Source organism: Haloarchaeobius pelagicus (assembly GCF_051207375.1).
Taxonomy (GTDB): domain Archaea; phylum Halobacteriota; class Halobacteria; order Halobacteriales; family Natrialbaceae; genus Haloarchaeobius.
Window position 1 is genome coordinate 1 of the sequence record NZ_JBPJZD010000004.1, and the last position, 20,165, is coordinate 20,165.

The 20,165-nt window shown below is 65.4% G+C and carries 13 protein-coding genes and 1 pseudogene; 7 read left to right on the top strand and 7 right to left on the bottom strand.

Translation table 11 applies throughout. The annotated features are described in order from the left end of the window. The 3 genes and pseudogenes from ACSC1S_RS20910 to ACSC1S_RS20920 form a co-directional block, all read right to left on the bottom strand. Nucleotides 1-1,059 (bottom strand): annotated as a pseudogene (locus ACSC1S_RS20910) (hypothetical protein); the annotation flags it as partial. Next, nucleotides 1,056-1,631 (bottom strand): hypothetical protein, encoded by a 576-nt coding sequence (locus tag ACSC1S_RS20915; RefSeq protein ID WP_435366015.1) that lies wholly within the window; start codon nt 1,629-1,631, stop codon nt 1,056-1,058. The pseudogene ACSC1S_RS20910 and the gene ACSC1S_RS20915, both read right to left, overlap by 4 nt. A 39-nt stretch (nt 1,632-1,670) precedes the next feature. After that, entirely contained in the window at nt 1,671-2,585 is a 915-nt protein-coding gene (locus ACSC1S_RS20920; RefSeq protein ID WP_435366016.1) for a hypothetical protein, read from the bottom strand. Nucleotides 2,586-3,028: 443 nt separating this feature from the next. Here ACSC1S_RS20920 and ACSC1S_RS20925 point away from each other — a divergent pair, with 443 nt between their 5' ends. From ACSC1S_RS20925 to ACSC1S_RS20950, 6 genes are all read left to right on the top strand, one after another. Next, nucleotides 3,029-3,823: a M14 family metallopeptidase gene (locus tag ACSC1S_RS20925; protein ID WP_435366017.1), complete on the top strand. Its 795-nt coding sequence runs from the start codon at nt 3,029-3,031 to the stop codon at nt 3,821-3,823. A gap of 127 nt (nt 3,824-3,950) precedes the next feature. Further along, on the top strand, nt 3,951-5,006 hold the full coding sequence (locus tag ACSC1S_RS20930; protein ID WP_435366018.1) for a tyrosine--tRNA ligase: 1,056 nt from the start codon (nt 3,951-3,953) through the stop codon (nt 5,004-5,006). A 120-nt stretch (nt 5,007-5,126) separates the two neighbouring features. Further along, nucleotides 5,127-9,143, top strand: a complete 4,017-nt coding sequence (locus ACSC1S_RS20935) for a HEAT repeat domain-containing protein (protein ID WP_435366019.1) — start codon at nt 5,127-5,129, stop codon at nt 9,141-9,143. Nucleotides 9,144-9,260: 117 nt separating this feature from the next. Next, nucleotides 9,261-9,755: a helix-hairpin-helix domain-containing protein gene (locus tag ACSC1S_RS20940; protein WP_435366020.1), complete on the top strand. Its 495-nt coding sequence runs from the start codon at nt 9,261-9,263 to the stop codon at nt 9,753-9,755. Nucleotides 9,756-9,905: 150 nt separating this feature from the next. Beyond that, nucleotides 9,906-10,148, top strand: coding sequence for a hypothetical protein (locus tag ACSC1S_RS20945; protein WP_435366021.1), 243 nt, complete (start codon nt 9,906-9,908; stop codon nt 10,146-10,148). 5 nt (nt 10,149-10,153) lie between these two features. Further along, nucleotides 10,154-10,651, top strand: coding sequence for a hypothetical protein (locus tag ACSC1S_RS20950; protein WP_435366022.1), 498 nt, complete (start codon nt 10,154-10,156; stop codon nt 10,649-10,651). 33 nt (nt 10,652-10,684) lie between these two features. On the opposite strand, the gene ACSC1S_RS20955 is transcribed toward ACSC1S_RS20950, so the two are convergent. From ACSC1S_RS20955 to ACSC1S_RS20970, 4 genes are all read right to left on the bottom strand, one after another. Beyond that, on the bottom strand, nt 10,685-13,384 hold the full coding sequence (locus ACSC1S_RS20955; protein ID WP_435366023.1) for a hypothetical protein: 2,700 nt from the start codon (nt 13,382-13,384) through the stop codon (nt 10,685-10,687). A 117-nt stretch (nt 13,385-13,501) separates the two neighbouring features. After that, on the bottom strand, nt 13,502-14,920 hold the full coding sequence (locus ACSC1S_RS20960) for a hypothetical protein (protein ID WP_435366024.1): 1,419 nt from the start codon (nt 14,918-14,920) through the stop codon (nt 13,502-13,504). Between the two features lies 1 nt (nt 14,921). After that, complete coding sequence (locus tag ACSC1S_RS20965) at nt 14,922-16,520, bottom strand: hypothetical protein (protein ID WP_435366025.1); 1,599 nt, start codon at nt 16,518-16,520, stop codon at nt 14,922-14,924. Nucleotides 16,521-16,623: 103 nt separating this feature from the next. Then, entirely contained in the window at nt 16,624-19,332 is a 2,709-nt protein-coding gene (locus ACSC1S_RS20970) for a hypothetical protein (RefSeq protein WP_435366026.1), read from the bottom strand. A gap of 141 nt (nt 19,333-19,473) precedes the next feature. On the opposite strand from ACSC1S_RS20970, the gene ACSC1S_RS20975 reads away from it, so the two are divergent. Next, on the top strand, nt 19,474-20,139 hold the full coding sequence (locus ACSC1S_RS20975) for a hypothetical protein (RefSeq protein WP_435366027.1): 666 nt from the start codon (nt 19,474-19,476) through the stop codon (nt 20,137-20,139). The last annotated feature ends 26 nt before the right edge of the window (nt 20,140-20,165 follow it).

Below are 20,165 nucleotides of genomic sequence, written 5' to 3' on the forward strand. Positions count from 1 at the left end.
GAGGTCCACGCCATGCACGCGCTCCGTGAGACGACGCCGGAGGTCGTCGGCGTGGAGTTCGTGAACGCGGCCGTCGATGTCGGCATCGAGCGCAGCGAGCGCCTGGAGTGTCGAGACGAACACGTGGTCGAGCCACGTGTCCTCGTACGCGTCAGCGTCCGTCCCCAGCGCGGCACGGACGTCGTCGTTCGTGATGCTGTCAGCGTGTGTGAGGAGGTGTTCCTCGATGGCATCGTCGGCGACCCGGTACCGGTCCTTGAGGTCGGCGGCGTCGATGGGGTCGACGTCCAGCCCTTCGACGCGGAGCGAGTCGTACGCGGCGTCGGGGCCGAGCGGTGCGATGGGGTACGGGACGTCGAGCGTCACTTGCGCGACCGTCTCGGCGACGCTCCGACGTTCGGAGAGCCGGTCGAGTTCTCGCTGTGCGTCGCTGGCCGTCGCGTCGTCATCGTCGTCGGTGCCGGTGGCGTGACCGAGTGCGTGATAGTACAGGGGATTGACGTAGAGCGACCCGCCGTCCTCTGCGTGCATAGCACCGCGAGCGATCTCCGTCTGCGTCTCGATCTCGTCGAGCAGTTGTTTGTAGATCTTGTCGGCGTCGTGTTCGTCCCCGTACACCGCCTCGAACGTCTTCTGGATGTTCGCGGGGAACTCCATGTCGCCGTAGACGACGGAAAGGATCTGGAGTTTGTCGACCGCCTCCTGGAACGGCTCGACGACCGCGTCGACGGTCTGGGCGGCGATCCAGGCGTCATACAGCGTCTGGAGGCGCTCGTCGCGAACGCCTGGGTCGTCCAGCGCATCGTAGAGCGCGTCGATGGCGGCGAGCTTGAGGCGGGACAGCGAATTCACGAGGCCGACCGACCACTCGCCGTGCATGAACTCCTCGCGGGAGACGAGCGCGTGGATGAGCGTCATCCCGTAGGGGTCGTCGGCGGCCTCGTTCACGCGGAGCGTGTTCGTGGTGTAGTCCGCGCGAGCCCTGACGTGCTCGTCGCCGCTGTCCGCGATGGTCGCGTTCTTGAACGCGTCAAGGAAGGCGGCGAACTCCTCTGTCATTCGTTCTGTCGCTCCTCCAGGCGTTCGAGCGCGGCGTACAGGTCCGCAGTTTCGAGGCCGTGTTTCTCCTGTATCGCTTCGAGCGCATCCGCCAGCGCGTCGATGTCGTCCTCGTCAAGCTCGCTCTCCGCGCCCCGGTCCACACCTGCAGACTTCCAGGCCGCGCCGGTGTCCGGCTGGCCGACGACCGTACTCGGACTGGCGGAGATATCGGTCTTTTCCGGGCCCGTCCCGGGGCCGAATGGTTGTTCCAGGGTCGCATCGGAGACCGACGCTGGTCCCGAGAGCATACCTCTGAGGGCGTCTTCGAGCGCCAGCTCGAGTTCTCGTCGTACCTTCCCCGGGTCGGCGTCGTCGTCGAGGTGAGCCTCGAAGCCGGTTTCGGCGAGCGACTCAGTGACGATGTCGGGAACGTCGTCGATGTCGGGGATGTCTCGCGTGAGTGCGGGCGTTCCGAACGTGAGCTTCACGATGTCTTCGGCCTGGGCCTCGCTGACGCCGTGACGCGTGAGTATATCGCGCCAGACATTCTCGAGGGACCGTGCCGGGTCGTCTTCCGTGGTCATTGGCATGGTGAGTTGTATCTGTGGTGGTTCGACAGTCTGGTGCGGTCAGTTCTTGTCACGCTGGTAGAGCGCAGCGAGCTGGATGTGATTCGCGTCGCGGTCGACGGTGACGATGCTGTCGAAGAACGGCATCTGTGCGCTGACAGCCGGGTCGGACGCACCGGAGGCGTCTGCCTGCTGTCGGACGTGTCGTTCGCGAGTGGCGTGGCTCGCTGCTGTCGTGAACGTCGCGTAGTCGTCGTAGAGCGCGGCCGCGAGGTAATCCATGAGTTCGTCGTCGAACGCCTGTTCGAGAGCTTCAGGATGGGTGACCTCGAGGTTCTGGTACTCGATGTCGATGAGGACGGCGAACTCGGCGTACTGTTTCCCGAACGAACCAAGCAGGAGTGGCGGCGAGTCGAACGGGTAGTCCGCGAGCCAGTCGCCGTCCTCGTCGTCGGGACTGCCGAACTGGCGGAACGCCACCTTCACCGCCGGGTCGTCGGCCTCGTCGACGACGTCGGCGTTCGCCGCGAGAATCGCGTAGAGTCGTGCGGCCCGCGGGTCGAGGTCCTCGCCATCGAGGTCAGCGGACCCGAGGTAGCGTATCATGCGTCTGACCTCGTCACTCCCGGCGTGCTTGTAGTAGCCGGGCGCGAGGGTCCGAATCATGCGAGCGTCGAGCTGGAGCGGCCGTCGACTCTCGTTGCCGACGGCTTTGACCTTGTTCACGGCGCCGGCGCTCCGCAGATCGATGACGTCGGTGTCACTGTTGATGTACGGACTGAGGTTTGTGTCCCCCCAGTCAGTCTCGATGCGGTTCTCCAGTGCTGTGAGAACGTCGTCGCCGTCGACTGTGTAGGAACCTTCGTCGAGAAAATCGACGAGGACCGTGAGCACGTCGAACGGGCGGCCACCTCTCGGGCGGAGGTGCCAGTCGTAATGTTCGTCCCCCTCGGTACGGACAGTCACGAACCCCATGCCAGCGTCTTTTCGGGGATGTGACCTAAAGCTACCCCCCGTCTCGACGGGGGACGGTGGCGCGCCCGACCGTCCGGTTCCTGCCTCGATACCCATCGTCGTCTCACTCGACGGCCTCGCCTCCGGCGAGAGCGGTTGATGCGTCGTCAGTTCGAGCGTGGTCATCGTGTCGAAGTGTTAGATCGCCAGGCCACCCGTCCTGGCGTCCACCCACTTCCTCAACACAACGTTTAAATGGGAGGCGTGACCGGTGCAGCGAGAGGCTTGCGACTCCACCCCGTCTTCTTGTACCACAGATAAACTCGGTGTTAGGCTCAACCGAGAACACTAGGACGGGGACCGTGGCGAGGCGACCGGAAAACGATGTCAGCAAACAACCCCGAGGGAGAACTGCGAGTGGACCGTTCCGACGCATCGACGCCGCATCCAGAGGTGCGTCGGTGATGCACTGTCTCGAACGCGGCCCTGTCGACGACCGTCGGCCGGTCGCGGTGGTCGCTGCGCTCCACGGTGACGAACCCTGTGGCGTGCACGCCATCACCGACCTGCTCGCCGCCAACCTGACATTCCATCGGAGAGTCCGGTTCGTCGTGGCGAACGAACGCGCCATGGAAGCCCAGACACGTTTCGTCGACGACGACCTCAACCGCGCGTTCCCCGGCGACGCACAGAGCGAATCCCACGAACACCGGCTCGCCGCCGACCTCATGGAACTGCTCGCAGACGCGGAAGTGCTCACGTTCCATTCGACGGACGCGGAGCCGACACCGTTCGCTCTCCTCCAGAACCCGAGCGAGACGACGGACGCGATTGTGCGCGCGACCGGCCTCGATCACGTGGTCGATATCAGTTACGTCGACGGCGGGCTGGAGTCGGTCGTCGACGGCGTTGCCGTCGAGTGCGGGCCGATGCGGAGCCGAGCAGCCGCCGAGAGCGCGCGCGAGATACTGGACCACTTCCTCACGGCCCGGGGCGTGCTCGCAGGCGCGGTTGACCCGGTCGACCCAGACGTGTACCAGGTCGACGGCGTCGTCGACCGTGGCGACCTCGAATTCACGGGTCGAAACTTCGAGCGCGTCGACGCCGGCGAGCCATTCGCTGTGGAGACGGCGGGTGGCGAGCGTGAGATTATCGCGACTCAGCCGTTCCACCCCGTTCTGATGGCGACGGACGGCTACGACGACATGCTTGGCTTCCAGGCGACCCACGTCGGCACGCTCTCCGACCTCGACGCCTGATTCACCCCTCCTCGTCCCGGCACCCACTTGCTGACCACCCGCAGAAAACCACCCCCATATAAAGGAGGTGTTCAGTTGGCTCCCGAACGCGAGGTCGAGTGCCGTGGGGGTCGTTCGTCGAATCGTGATGTCCGACGCAGACGCCAACGCAGAAGAAGCGTTCGAACTGATAATGAACAACGCGGTCGAGGCTGTAACGGAGTCGGAGCTCCGCGAACTCGCGGCCGACCCGGAGGGCAAGCGTGCGTACGTCGGCTACGAGCCGAGTGGCGTGCTCCACCTCGGGCACATGCTCACCGCGACCAAGCTCATGGAACTTCAGGAGGCAGGATTCGAGGTGGTCGTCCTGCTCGCCGACATCCACGCGTCCCTCAACGACAAGGGGACCCTGGCGGAGATCCGCGAGACCGCCGAGCGGATGCAAGAGCAGTTCGTCGCGTTCGGCCTCGACCCCGAGCAGACCGAGTTCGTGCTCGGGTCCGACTTCCAGCTCGACGACGACTACGTCCTCGACCAGCACAAGCTCTGTGTGGAGACGTCGATGAACCGCGCGAACCGCTCGATGGGTGAGATCGCCGGTGACGACGCCGAGCGCGTCAGCCACGCGGTCTACCCCCTGATGCAGGCGTTGGACATCAAGCACCTCGACGTCGACCTTGCGGTCGGCGGGATGGAGCAGCGGAAGGTCCACATGCTCGCGCGAGACGTCCTCCCGAAGCTCGGCGAGCCCGCGCCGACCTGTCTCCACACGCCGCTCATCGCGGACCTCGAGACCGGAATCGGGAAGATGTCCTCCAGCGACGGCGTCACCATCAGCATGGAGGACTCGACCGCGGATATCGCGGCGAAGGTCGAGGACGCGTTCTGTCCACCGACCGCGGATCCCGACCCGGAGGCGCACCTGTCGAGCGACGACCTGCCTGACGGTGTCGAGCCGGCGGACGTCGAACTCGAGAACCCCGTGCTGCAGCTGTTCGAGTTCCACGTGTTCCCACGGTTCGACACCGTCACCGTCGAGCGCGAGGAGCGCTTCGGCGGCGACGTCACCTTCGACTCCTACGACGCTCTGGAGGCGGCCGTCGAGTCCGGTGAACTCCACCCGGATGACTGCAAGCCAGCCCTCGCCGACGCGCTCGACCGACTTATCGAGCCGGGCCGCCGGGAGCTCACGATCACGGACTGACCTTCGCCTGTGCCTGCCGGCCCGGGAGAGGTGTCCCCCAGGCCGAATTTACATCACGACAGAGGACGATTGGTGCATCGAACCGCGACGACCACGCTAATTCCACCCACTTCACGATTCATGACTGACGACGACCTTGCCGACCGCATCGAGGCGGCGAGCGAGAGCGATCGCTCGTTCGCCGGGATGCGAGCGCGCGCCCGTGCCGCACACGCCGCGGCCACTGCCCCGCCGACCGACACTGAGACAATCGAGGCTATCGCCGCGTTGCTCACCGCCGAACTGGATGCAACAGCTGCGATGAGCGAGCGCATTACTGGACTTGATGCAATCGCGACTGACATCCAAGCGGCCTGTATTGACGCGCTCGCGGCGATTCCGACCGACGACCCGATGTCGCTTGAAGCAGCGCTCCCGGTTCTCGGCCGGGCGACCCACCGCGGTCGCTCCGCCGACGTCCGTACTGCTGCTGCCGAACGCTGTCTGCACGTACTGCTCCAGGCCGACTCGATACCCGCGGACGCCGTGCCCGTGACGGATCTCATGACCGCGTTCGAAGCGGGCGAGAGCGACGTTCGCGTCCAGCTGGCAGCCACGCGCCACGGGGGCATCGGGAATGGCGGCGTGTACGCTGCTGCTGCCGAGCACGCGCCCGAGACCGCGCCGGATGTAGTACGCTGGCTGCTGCGGTTCGAGGACTTCCAGTTCGTTGACAGCCGCATCTCGTTCGAACGCGGGGTCGCGAACGTCCTCGATACTGCACCCGGGGAGCGTGCCACGCGTGTCCTCGACGTCGTTCTCGAGCACCTCGACCACGGCGATGCGGACTATCGTCGCACAGCGGCCGGTGCGCTTGCAGACGACCCCGAAGCAGTCACGAACGGCCGGGTTGAGGACGTACTCGACGCGCTCGCCCGGCGGTTCGACGACGATACCCTCGGCATTCAGGAGGATGCAGTCGAAGCCGCGTTGGCCCTCCTCGACCGGGTACCAAGTGCTGCCTCGACCACGTTCGAACAACTGCGTGCCGACGCTCCCCCGGACGCGGTAGTCGCTGGCTTGCGCGACTTCGACGAGGTCGTCCCGAGCGTGCAGGCGTCCGCGATAGACTTCTTGCTCGACGCCAGTGACGGTGTAGCGACCGACTGGACCGCGCGACGACTCGGCGAATACCTTGCCGGCGGGAGCCGCCACCGCAGGAGCGCGGTCGGTGGGGCGCTGTTCGCCGGCGCGGCCGCCGAGGCGGCGTCGGATGACGCCGGAAAGGCAGCTGCGTCCAGACAGCTGGCCGAGCTTACTCCGAGTACCGAATCCGGGGACCCAAACCGGGTTCGGGCACTCGCGGCCGTTGCGACCTGCGCGGACGTGGAGCCGGTGGAGGGATTTATCGCCCTCGTGGGGACGCCAGGTGATGGTGATGTGGACGTCGACCGCGACACCTGTCTGCGCGACACGCTGACGGCGTGCCTTCGGTCGGCGCGTGCTTCGGATGCGACGCGCCGGCGGCAAGCGGGTCTGGCTGTCGAACTCCTGGTGGACGCTCTGCAGGGGAGAGACGATTGGTCTGATTCCGATCTTGCGGTGGTCCGGGACGCACTCCGTGCAGTCGCTGACCCCGCCGACGCGACTGCAGAGTCCGTGGCTGTGCGCGTCCGAGTTGTCGACATGGTACCCGAATCGGCGGGCGTTCAGTCGCCGTCGACGCTTGCCGGCCTGCTCGGGCACGCTGACGCCGCCGTCCGAGGACACGCGGTCGAACTCCTCGCCGCGGGCAGCATCGACACCAGCGGGGGAGGCGACGACGCGGCACTGGACCTAGTAGCGGTTAGCGACCGTTTCGTCGACCGATTCGCCGACGACGAAGACCCTGTCCGGGAGGCGGCCATCGAGGCGGCCCCAGTGGTACTGGGTCGGCTCCCGGGTGCGTCGAGCATGGTCCTGATAGACCGGTTGCTCGAACGTGCGGCGAGCGACCACCTGCGGACTCGCCGGCGCGCGTTTGACGCACTCGAGTCCGTCGCCGAGAGTGTCCCTGACGAGCGCATCGAGCGCATTGCGTCCGTCGCACTACTCGGTCTCGCGAGCGAAGACTCCGGGACGCGGTCTGTCGCGGCCGACCTCCTCCTCGCCATTGTTCCACGCCTTGCGGCCGAGCAGGCACCCGCAGTCGCGGCCGGGGTCGTGGCCGCGAGCGAATCGTACAGCGACGTCATCTTCGACGGCCTCGACGTCCTCTGGGCCCTCGCTGGCACTCCAGGGACCGAGGCGGCGGTCGCTCGCGGCTTTGCACAGACGCTCACCGCGAGCCGTGTCGCCCGCGACCACCTCACCGACGCCTCAGTCGGGTTTGACGTGACGCCCGTTCAGGTCCGACGGCTCGTCGACGGCCTTGTCACCAGGTTCGCGGCCACGGTCGCTGACACTGACACGGATGCGGAAGCGATCACCGCGCTCGACGTCGTCGCGACGGCATTGCCGGGCGACCGCATTGAACCGGTTGTCGACACGCTTGCGACCGCCGCCGTCAGCGAGGACGCGGCCGTGCGGACTGCAGCGTTCGATGCCCTCGAATCCGTCGCAGAGGTTACTGCCGATACCGCCCCGAGGTCCACGTGGTCGCCACTGGGACCCCTCCTCGTTCACGACCGACCGCGGGTCCGAAGCGGCGGCCTCCACGTCGTGGCGCACCTCATCGACGGCGGCGGTAACCCGGTCACGGCAGCGGTCCGGGCCCACGAACCAGCCAGTGCGACCGGAGTGTCCTCCTCAACGGCTGCCGAGTCGGACGAAGGCGCCGCCTTGCGTGCGGTCCTCGAGGACTGCCTGACGGACAACGAAAGTATCGTGCGCGTCGCGGCGACGCGCGCGATTTCTGGAGTCGCAACCGAATCCGGTGTACCTGACTCCTCGTGGGCAATCGAGCGCCTCCACGAACGGATGACTGACGAGGTCGCGCGGGTGCGACTGGCTGCCGTCGAGGGCCTCCAGGATGCACTCGCCCACGTCGACACGGTTCGGACGCCGGTTCGTTCCCGGCTTGCCGACCTCGTGGCGGACGACCCGGACGTGAGCGTCCGCGCGGCCGCCGTAGAGACGCTGCTCACGTTCGACGGCGACCCCTCGCGTACCGTCCTTGACGACGCGGCAGTCGCGTTACGGGACGACGCAGCGACTGTTCGCGAAACGGCAGTCGAAGCGCTTCCCGGGTTCGTCGAGCACGTCGGGGCCTCCCTCGGCCTGCGCTCACGTATCGTCGTCCACCTCGGCGAACGGATCAAGGACGACGACGTGGGGCGGGTACGAAGAGCTGCAGCGGAGACGGCTGCCGAGATCGTTGCATCGGTCGTCGACGACTTCGGCGGTCGCGAGCCTGAAGGCGACGAGCACTCAGGCGAGTGGCCGCCAACGGAGTGGGTTCGCGACGCACTCGCGGACGACAGCGCAGCGGTCCGAGCCGCGGTGGTCGACAGCCTTCCAAGCTTCGTGGCCGCGCTCTCCGGGCTGACTGCGGCGGTCGCCGCACGCTACCTCGTCACCGGCAGGCAGGAATCAGGGAACTATCCGACCGACGCCGACCTCGCAGCCCTGAGGGCGCTCGCCGATCGCCTCGACCCGACCGGGTTGACGCCCATCGAGGAACACCTCGTTTCCACCCTCCAGGACGCCGAGGGCGAGACGGCGTCTGCTCTCGCGGTGGCCCTTAGAGCCGTCACGGGCAGCCAGAAAGGCGCGGCGAACGATGTCGTCGAAACGCTCCTGGACCGTATCGCGACGTCCCCGCGCCCGACGGGACCATTCGGTGAGCGGCTGCCATCGCCGCGCGCAGAGGCCGCACGAGAGGTACTCATCGACCTTGTCGAAATGTTTCCGGAGAGGTTCGGCAGGGCTGTCGCCCCCGAGTTGCTCACGTTGTACGTCGGCCACGAACGAGACGCCGTCTGTGCGGCCGCGGCGACCGTCCTCGCGGCAATCGTCGAGCACGGTGAGAACCCAAACGCGGCCGTCGGTACCCGAGACGACCTCCGCGCATGCCTCGCAGTCGACGACCTCGCCGAACCAGTGCGGCTCGCGGTTCTCTCACTCCTCGCGGACGACAGTGTGCTTGCACGTAGTAATACGGCTGGTAAAGGTGGGTGAATCGAGGCGAACGCTCGCTACCGTCGCCCAGTGTCGCCACCGCATGCGGGGCCGTATACACGACCCTTGGCGTATAAATCAAGAGTTTAGTCAAAGCTCAACACCGGTGCCGGGAGCGTGGCGGCCGTCGTCGCGAGTATGTCGACCGAATCGACGACACGATGCGAGTACTGCGCGAACGCGGACGAGTCGGTGAGCATCCGCGCGGGCCGTGGGGCGCAAGCGCTCTGTGACACCTGCGACGCCTGGATCACGGAGCGGATGCGCGAGATGACTGTCCAGGTCCCCGACTCGCTCACCGCCGAGGAGCGGGGTGGCGCCGTCGACCCGGCGGCTGGGCGAACGCTCGCGCTCGACCCCGAGCTTGGGATGGTCGAAGCGCTGGAGTTCTCCAGCGACGTCAGCTACGAGGCTATCGGCCAGCTCGAAGCCGCCGGGTTCGAGACCGTCGACGACCTCTGGACGGCCGACCGTGAGGAACTCCTCGCCGTCCCCTCCGTCGGCCCGGACGAAGTGGACGCGATCGTCGAGAGCATCTCGACGCAACCGGGTCGGGGCTTCGGGGAGATTCTGGACGAACTGGACGATGACGACGACGCCGAACTCCTCTGAGCGTCCCGTCTAGCCGCAGAATCTGACACATGCCTGGATTTTTCGTTATCATAAGTGGGTGGCCGCTGTCATCGGATTCCTAATATAAATCTGTTGTTTAGTTTTTCCCCCGAGACCAGCACCGCGGCGATGGGCGGCTACGTGTCGTGTATGTCGTGGCACAACAACTTCGACCCCGACTGCGAGAGCGGACACGAACCGACCGCGATGCTCGACGACGGCCCCGTCCTGCACGGACAGAGCCGGACGTACGTCTGCCCGACCTGCGGGCGTGAGATCCTGGCCTCGAACGTTCCCGGGGAGGCCGAGCCGTCGACGCGCGAGCTCCGCACCGGCTCGCCGATGGCGGACGTCCACGCGAACCACGTGCGGTCCCGCGGCCACGGAGGGTGATTCAGATGCGCAACACCACCACCGAAAGCGACCGCGATGCGTCCGGGTGGAACTGGGTAGGCGTTGCCCCTGCTGACACCGCGGGCCGCGTCAAGCTCCCGCGTGCCCTCCTCGAGGAGGGCGTCTTCGACCAGCACGACGAAGCCTACTGGGGCCACGAGACGAACACCGGCACGCTGGTCGTTTCCCCCAGGCCACTGGAGCTCGAGGGGTACAAGAGCCTCTCTCGCCCGCGGAGCATCGGAAGCCAGGCCGACGGCCACCGCTGCACGGTCCCGCACCAGTACACCGCCGGTGACTCCGACCAGACGCACATCGCCCTCCAGGGCGAGGACCCGGCGTTCAACGGGGACGAGCCCGTGCACTTCGTCTACCACGACGTAGTCCTCGAGCACGAGACGCCGTGGTGCTTCGTACTCCCCCAGATCGAGTTCGAGAAGCGCCTGCTCGCACCCGCCGACTGGCCCGAGACCGTCTTCCCGGAGTCTACGCGACTCCTGTAGAGTACGTCCCTTTTCGCGACCGCCTTGATCCGATTACAGGTCCGAGGTCGTTTCAACCTCCGTCCGCAACTCGAGGACCGAGAACCGATCGTCTTCAGAGAGTTGACCAGAAGCGAGTGTGCGGTCGAGCGCCGATACAAGATCACTGTTCCCTCTCTCCAGTACGTCACCTGTCCCGAGCAACATCCGTAACCGCGCGGTTGAGGGTTGCGATGCGGTAAGATACGTCGTCAGGCTGGGTGCGTCGGCATCACCGAATTCCCGAATCGGTAGAGCATCGGCCAGCGACGACGGTGTGACGTGCTCCCCCCTGAGAAGCGCTTCGAGGACGCCCAGGGTACCGTTCGGGTCCTCATCCACAGCGGGTGAAAAGAGACCATCTTCGCCAAGGCTCCTTTCGTCGTCGATATCAATCGGTTCCAGCATGGACACGTACGTCTCGAAAACCCGTTCGATCTCCTTCGACGGCAGGTGGTCGAGGACGGAATCTGATTGCAACAGCGTCGCGACCACAGATTCGTCGTGATCAAGCTGTGAGAGCGCGGTTTCTGTGACAGCGTCGAGCTGCCCAGCGGTTAGAAGATCGGCTTCTGCGTACTGTACCAACAGCGAGGAGGTAACCTCGGGGGGCTCCTCGGCCGGGAAGCTGTTTCGAAAATGGTCGACGAGTGGGTCGACGAACGGACGAACCAGCTCTCCGGAGACTAGCGGCTCGTCCGGGTCATCCGAGTATGGGAGCAACTCGTCACCGGCCGGCGTCCCAAGGGACAGAAGATGTATGATTAGCTGCCTGACAGTAGGGTCGTCGCTTCGAATGCGCTCGAGGAGTGGTGCGAGGTCATCTGTCGACTGAGGCTTCGGGACGCCGTCGAGAATGGTACCGAAATCCTGCGTCAGGTGACCGAACGGGTCAAACGAACTGTACCGATGGGCATCGATGTCCAGGACAGCGGAAACGAATTCGACGCCGGCTGCCGAGTTTTCGAACGAGTGTTCGATAGCAACTCTGGCGAGCGCACCTGATAGACTCCCTAAGTCTCGCGAGCCGAGGTCAGGGACGCGGTCGAAGATCGCGGCCGAAAATGCAAGCGCGTCGAACGTATCGGTGACTTCGTACGTGGAGAGTACGGCCTCAGCAGCGGTGATGGACTGGATTGACTGGGCGAGTTGGTGAACGTGTTGTTCGCATAGGAACCGTTCTGCCTGTTCGGAGTGGAGGACGCCTCCGTACGTCGCGTGCTGGATTGCGAGGGACGCGCGGTCGAGAGCATGTCCTGTACTCGTGACTGCGGTCTCTACGAGGTCGTCGTACGTCTCACCAATAATATCGTCGACGAATGGGTCCTGGACTGCCATATCGCGGAGAATGCGTGCTGCAGTGGCGGCTTCCTCATCGGTGCCGTGGTGAAGAGTATCTGTGGCAGCGTCGAGTGTCCAATACATGGCGTCTTGCGACGCGGTCTCTGCGGACCCACGGTGGGACGGGGCAGAGTAGTCGTAGCGCAAAGCGAAAAGATGGCGGAACGTGTTGAGGGTGTTCTTACGGTCCAACTGGTCGTCTGTCTCGAGTGAAGCTACAAGTGTCCGGAGGATGCGGTCGGTAAACTCAGTTGTAAGTACGTTGGCCTCATTGAGTGTCTCGATGACCAGAGCCGCCTGACCAGACTTTCCGCCGAATTCGATGGAGGTCAGAGCCTGGTACAGGCTCTCGAAAAGAAGGGAGAGGTCTTCCTCGGTGAGCGCGTCGAATCGAATAATCCAGTTGAGTTCGGCGGTGGCGGGTCCAATGAGGGGTTGAGAGTAACGAAGACCGAGAGCGAATTCGGAGAGCTGGCGAAGCCATTGCTGTCGTGCCTTACCGTTCGCCGACGATATCACCGCGCGACTGAGTATCCGTGCTACGAGGGGGGCAAGCTCGGGCGTGATGGGGGTATCGTCCTCGAAAATCGTTTCGACCGCCGCCGATAGTCCATCGTCCTCGGACTGGTGCTCACTGTGTCGGACGATGAGGTGTCCCCAAGCACGCACCAGCGGTTCCGGTGCGGCCGTGAGACAGTCGACGACGGCGCGCACTCTCTGTGGGTCTGGAGCGTCGAGTGCTGACTGTACCAGGAGGATGGCGGCGGTGCGGGCGTCGGTCCGTGCGAGGTCGGCCGAATTCTCCGGCGCGAGGACGCGATCGATGACGGATTGGCGAGCTCGTTCGAGGGCCGCAGTGTGCCGTTGTACCAGGGTCTCGGACGCGGCGAACAGGAGGTCATCAAGTGCGTCGACGACCTGCATCGGCATCGGTGCGTCGTCTGGGAACGTCACGAACGGGTCGCCTATCTCAGCCCCGGGGTCGAGTACGTTCCCGTCGCGGACGATGGCCGCGAGTGCAGCCAGCAGCCGGTCGTCCGCTTCGAGAGGTGCGTCTGTCTCAAGTCGCCGGTCGACATCAAGGGGTTGGAGGTTTCTGGCACAGCCACACCGAATCTCGGTGGATGCGTGAGCCATCCCGTAGAGACTGGCGGCAGCGCTCTCGGAACTCTCTATCTCCGATTGGAGCAACTCCGCAATGTCCGCACGGAGTTCGGGGACCGAGTCGCCACCAATGCCCATGGAAACGATGTCCTCGAGGGCGGCCGTGCGTTCGAAAAGCGTCGACGGTGACCGGGCTGCGTCGAGTGCCAAATCCGCACGGATGCGCTCGATGGTCGCTTCTGTGTCCTCGTCTTGAGTGTGTCCGGGCATCGGTGATATCAGCGGGTTCGCCTCCTGACGAGCGTGGGCGTATACGAGCCATCAGCAAGCCGAAGTAAAATACTGTGGGTGGGGGAGTACGTTGTGGCTCCCGTAGTGGCTGGTTGGTCAGGTGGCGACCCAAAGAAGGAGAGCCGATGTGAAGAGTGCGAGAAGGGCGACGACGATGACGGCGGTGAGCGTGAGCTGAAGTAGGTCCGACCGTGCGGTCGAGGGTCGCTTGTCGCGGTCTCCCCTCTCGTCCTGATGACGGCGTCGGACGGCGAGTGCAGCCATAAGGACGAGCCCTGATACCGCTGGCATCGTGAGCCACCCCGCGCCGTCGATGGCGTCGAGGACGGCGGCACGGGTGACGGTCGGGTCAGTCGTTGCGAGACTACGCGCGGCCGTCTTGATGCGCCAGCCGGCGAGCCGGATGGATTCGGCCTCGAGCACGCCCGCGACCATGCCGACGAGTGCGGCGACGACCGCCACGCGGGCGCGACGGTAGCGAGCTCGCCATTTGTCGACGACTGCAAGCGACGAGTCCCGACCGAGGCGGGTGTCGAGGAGGTCACGGAGCACGGCTTCGCCAGTAGCGTCGTCGACCGCCGGATCGGCAGTGGCCTCCCGAAAGGCCTCGCCGAGGTCCGCCACGGGGGCGGCCAGGTGGTCGCGAGCGCTCCTCCGTGCCACCGCGTCCCGCTGGACGTCCAGTCGCTCGCGGGTATCGGGGAGCGGCTCCACGCGACTACCCGGCGGCAAATCGCCATCAGGCTGGATGACGATGTTGGCGTTCGCGACCGCGTCGATACGACCCGCCTTCGAGACGGCGACCGTCAGCCCGGTGTCTGCGAGTGCGTCGACGAGAAACGCGAAGAACCGCGCCGCGTCGTACGTCGACCGCACCTCGAAATCGAGCGTTGTCTCTCCTGACGGGGCTGCCGTGCCGTCAGCCCGGACTTCGCGGTTGGCGAAACTGGTGCCGCCGTTGCCCTTCGACCCCTCCGCGGACCGAGGGACCATCTCTTTCGGCTTGTCGTCACCATCGCCGACAGCGTCGGCGTCGGTCTCGGTGCCGGCGAGCAGCAGCGTATCCTCGGTGTCGCCGAGCGCTCGCTGTCCGCCGCTGAACGGGAAGCTGGGGAGCCAGTCGCGCCAGTGTTGGCTCCGGTCGTCGGACTCGACCAGTCGACGGATTGCGTCTCGTTGCGGGTCGCCAAGCCGGATCGGGTCCTCGGTGAGACCGTCGAGTGCCCAGCGCGCACTCGCGGTGTTCTCACGTGACGCCGACGACACCGAGAACCCGGACGAACCGACCGACTCGAGGGCCGGCCGCACCGCCGAGAGATCGATACCGTCTGCGAACGTGCACTCGACGGTCCCCTGTATCGGCTGACCGAGCCGCCCCTCGAAGTATGTACAGACGACGTCGGCCGTGGTGTCCGCGTACAGCAGGACGACGCCGGGGTCGATGTACTCGAGCGTATCCGGGTCATCGGCGAACAGCTCGTGGCCGTCGTTCCGGAAGACGCGTACATCCGGCATCCTACGCACCCCCCTTGATGCGGCGGAGGAGCGACCGCGCACCGTTGACGCTGATGGGCCGCTCCGGCACCGGCTCGCCTGCTTCGAGGGACGCGTCGTGGTCGAGGTCGTAGTACACCGGGTGGACGCGGTCGACCTGTGCCTGGTTCACGAGCGGGCCGAGCTTCTCACGACCCTCCGGCGACTCGAGCAGGTGGAAGTTCACCCAGTTGAAGAACTGCAGGCGCGTGTCGACGGTCCGGTAGAGCTGGTAGAGGTAATCGGCCTTCGTCACCACCAGCACCACCTCCTTCTCCTCCAACATACTCTGGTCGACGTGCCGGAGGATCTGCACGTACGTCTCCAGGTACGACGACAGGTCGTCCTGCATCTGGTAGTCGTCGTCGCCGTAGGGAACATGGGGGACGAGGCTGCCGGCATCGACGATGACACAGAGCGTGTCCGAATGGACTATCTGCTTGGCCATCACGCGCTGTATCTCCTCGGAATCTAGCCCCTCGGCCTTCTCCGGAAGCGACGGAAGCCCACGGACAGACTCGTAGACGTACACGAGCCACGATAGCGAGAGTCGTCGCGTCGGGGCGTACGCCTTGACGAACTGGACGAGCTTCTCGTCGACGTACTCGCCCGCGTAGTCGAGGACGTCGACGTTGACGTACTGCTTGAACAGGTCGCCGTCGAGTGACCGGAACTGGTGAAGGTGGTACTCACCTTTCTCCGTCGGCCCGGTGTATTCGTCGTCACCGAACCCGTCCTCGTCGCTGGACTCGCCGTGACCGCCGTGCAGCGAGCTGATCAACGCGGTGAGTGGCCCGGACGGGTTCAATCGCGTGTTCGGCGAACTCTGCTCGGCGGCATTGTGAAGTGCGGCAGCGAGCAGGGTCTTGCCGGCGCGTTGCACGCCGAGCACGAACACGTTGCGTTGCGCACGGTAACTCGTGAACAGGTGTGCACCAATGACGAGGACGGACGTGGCGACGAAGTCCGTGAAGAGGTCCGCGCCGACGAACGAGACGTTAGTGGTGGCAGCGACCTGGAGACGGCCGTCGACGACCGACACCGGCAACGTGTATTCCAGGTGGCGTTCGAGGAACCCGACGGTCACGACCGTCGTGACCACCCAGAACAGTGCGGCGGTCGCCGCTCTGAACTCGTAGGGCGGGTTGCCACTTCGAAGTCGGCGACCGCCCGCGAGCACGAACGACAGCGCGAACCCGGCCGCGATCACGGGCGCGTTCTCGATGGGGTACAGCGGGTACAGGAGGCCGTTCGAGCGGAACCCGGCGACTGCGATAACGGATGCGACCGTGAGCAGGACGCCCTGGATGCGCTTGATGTCGTCGAACCACAGGAGGGCGACCAATCCTGCGTACGCGCCGAGACAGAACAACACGAGCTCGAGATGGCTCACGCCGACGAGCTCTTCGAACGTGACGATCGCTGTCCGACTCAGGCCGCCGGACTGCCACGCCGCACTCACCATCGTCGTCGCCGCCGGCGTCACCACCGCGATGAGCGCCAGATAGACGACGAGGTCTACCTTCTCCCAGAACTCTTGGAGACCGTCGTGGTCTCGTTCAGTAACTCTTGGTTGCTGCATGCAACACGAGCTTCCGGCGAAGCCATCCTAAAGCGGAGACTGCGCGTACAAGTTTCGTGAGTGCGGGGATGTGGTCAACGCCGAGCGGCTATAAGGATGTAATCTACACTCGCGTGGCGTCCGGGAGCATCGACAGGCCGTCGATGGCTACAAGCCGGAGGACAGGGTCGAGGTCGTCCTCGGTCAGGACGTTCCGGAGGACGGTCGCGAGCGTCTCGCTCCCATGCGTGCCGTCTTTCGAGACCAGAGCGATGGACCTGAGCAGCCATCGAAGGGCGTCTCTATCCGCCTCGAGGACGGGTGTATCCCACTGACGGAGTGAGCGCTCAAGGATTCGCCGGCCGTTTTTCGGTGAGATGGCGCTGGCAACCAGTGCGATGTGGAACGCGCGCATTGACGTCCTGTACGCTGTCGAACCGCTTCTGAGTATGTCATCGAAGTACGCTCGGACCGCGTCTCTACCGGTCGGCTCAGCGTGCGTTTCGAGGATCATGTGCCCGAGCGCTTCGATGACGCCGGGCGAACCCCACGGTTCCTCGAAGACGTCGGGCAGGACAGCCCCGATCTCGAGGTGGGGGGCCGGGAGGTGGTCGTCGTGGATAGCGAGGAGGGTGGCAGCTCGCGCCGCGTCGGTCTCGTGCTCGAATTCGTCACCAATTCGCCGCCAGTCCGCCAGGGCAGGGACGAGCTCGTGGTCGGGTGCCCAGGTGTCGGCGGCTGCGGCGGTCCCGAGAGCCCTCCCGTACAGGAATCGTGCGTAGGACACGCTGCTGTCGTCGACGTCCTCGGTGAGAACGCGTCGGATGGCGTCGACCGCGTCAGTCGACGTCAGGTCGTCGTGTTCGGCGACGAGTCGACCCAGGAGGTACGCGTGCGGCCCGGCCTCGACCGAGCCTCGCGACTCAGGGAACAGTGGCTCAGCGAGCGACTCGAAGGCGTCCGAGGGGTTGTCGTCCCCGTGGACGTGTGCGATACCCGCGGCCTGCGCCGCCATCCGCGCGCGACGCGGTGTGCTCGCGTCGAGTGGATTCGACTGGGCTAGACTTCGGTCCGACCGGTTCGTGGTCCGGTCGCGGTCTTGGAGTGCTACGACGAAGCCGATTGCCTCTTCGACGCTCCCGCAGTACCCGAAGACGGCGTGGACGCCGCCGATGCTGGCCATCGCCGGTGCTGTCTCCTCACGGAGCGCGTCGAGCGTCGACGCTGGGTCGCAGCCGTCGTACGCGACGAGAAGCCCGAGCGCGTTCACGGGCGTCGATGGTATCCGGCCTGGGTATCGTTCGACCTGTCGTTCGATGTCGGCGGTGAGGGATTCGATGGCTGGCGATAGCCAGTCGCTCCCGATGGTCGCGTTCTCCGCCGTGAACGTCGTGAGCACGCCGAGCTCGTCCGCAGCCGGGCGGTTCTCGAGGCCTTCCGGCGCGTCCCCGTGTCGCGTGATGGTGCCGAGTGTATCGACGGCGGCTGCGATATCGCCGTCACCGTATACCAGGACGTCGCCGAGGGCTTGTGCGGGGAGCGACCAGCGAGCCGTGCGTGCATCAGCCAACACGCGTTCGCGAACATCCTCGTCGACCCACGGTTGGCCAACTGGGGTTGCGGCGAGATACTGTCCGAGAACCTGTGCGGCGAGCTGTCGACCGCCGTACTCGGTGAGCGTGCTCGTCCTGGCCGTTCGGCTGAGCCGGTCCAGAGCCGACGCCCTGTCGGCGGCGGACACGCCGAGACCGAGTATCCAGGCGAGTTCCTCGTGTCGGTCGGGGTGCCGGCGCAGTTGTTTGCCGGTTAGTCGAGCGAGCGGTGCGAGCGCGTCGTCCGGGAGTGGCCCGAGCGCCGTCGCCGTGACGATGCCACGGACTGACGCCCACCGCTGCCGGGACGGACTCGGGAGCTCCGCGTCGGTTCGGTGTCGCGTCAGGTGCTCGATTCGCTCGTCGAGCGTACCGATGACGGCGTCGAGGACCGTATGTTCGGTCACCAGACACCCCTGACCGACGGAACGGGCCACGTCCCGCCACTCGTCCTCGCTGTCCGGGTCGTCACTGTCTGTGTTGGCGACGTCGAGGAGCGCCTCCGAGAGCGCTGCGACGGCGGGGCGACCCTCATCGGTCCCCGGGTCATCGACACCGTCGGTGTCTGCGAGGAGCATGCCCCACAACTGGGCCGTCGGGTCAGCTTCGTACAGGGACCTAACCAGGTCCGAGAGTGATATTTCGGAGCACGCGCCCGGCGCTTCGTGTGCGACAAAACACAGGAGTGCGAGCGCCCGGTGCGGGACCGAGCTCGCCTCCATCTGACCAAGCAGGTCCGAGAGCGCGGCTGCCGTCGTATCCGGGTCGAACGTCTCAACGTCCACTGGCGACGGCGCGTAGAGGATGACATCCGAGAGTACGCCAGCCGCTTCGACGCGGAGTGTCGTCGTCGCCCCGGACTGGACGACTGTCTCAAGTACCGGGACGAGAGCGTCCACAGGTCCCGCCGCAACGGCATCGGCAAGCGTCAGGGGGTCAACCTCGCTCAGTGTCCCGAGTACGTTCCGTTGGATGGCTCTCGACAGCGCCGGAATCCCGAATACAGCACTCGAGGGGGCTGGTTCTCGGGTGACAGTCTTCCGCAAGAGTTCGACAAGCGGGTCAAGCAGTCGACGACCGACCGACGGGTAGGCGGCAGTCAATTCCTCGACACGTTCTGTCGCGGCCTGCAGGTCGTGTAACTCACCGAGCGACGGTATCTCCGACTCGATTGTGGAAAGGGTTTGCTCGAGTGCTTCGACGTCCGAAGCGATGTCGTCGGGAAGATCATCGAACGGCATCGGAATGTCACTTGTCGTTTCGTCATGGGCCACCATCTTCTAGCTATGCCCAGCCGGCGACCCACTAGTCTCCCAGTCGGTTACAGATAGTGTGAGCGGGGTACCCCGCCTTTTGTCACCGGCGGATTCTCTCCGAGTGCGATGCTCCGACACATCATATCGAAGACAAAGCGCTGGGTGAGCGTCAACATCATCGGACGCTCCCCCATCGACAACATGAGCGCGCTGGAGCTCGAGCGCCGCATCCGCAAGCTCGAGCGACAGAAGCAGGAGTACAAGGACGACATGACCACCGCGAAGAAGGAGTACGACAAGAAAATCAAAGAGGCCGAGAAGGCCGACGAGACGCGCATTCCGGAGATCAAGTCCGAGGCGTCGCGGCTCCTCAGCAAGTACGAGGCCATCCGCTCGCAGTGGATGGAGACGCTCGTCGGCTTACGGTTCATGCAGCAGGCCGCGCTCGGCAAGCAGATCAGTGCCGACGGCCCGGAGGCATTGCCGTCGAACATGAACCCCCGTCAGTTCGAGGCTGCCGCCCAGTCCATCGAGAAAAAGATCGGGCGGCGCGAGGACCGCCTCGACGAGTGGGGAATCGCCGCGAACCGCCTCGAGGACATCAGTCAGGGCGGGTCAGCGCACATCGAGGCGATGGCGGACGAGCGCGTTGACGCGGCGATCGACGCCGCACGCGACGGCGACGACGTGCCGACGCTCGAGGAACTCGCTGACGACACGTTCAGCGACGTCGAGGAGAGCGTGCCCGAGGCAGAAGCCGCCTCAGCGACCGGGGAGCCCGAGCGCTTCTAGCGATTCAGCTACTACCTCTTTCATTC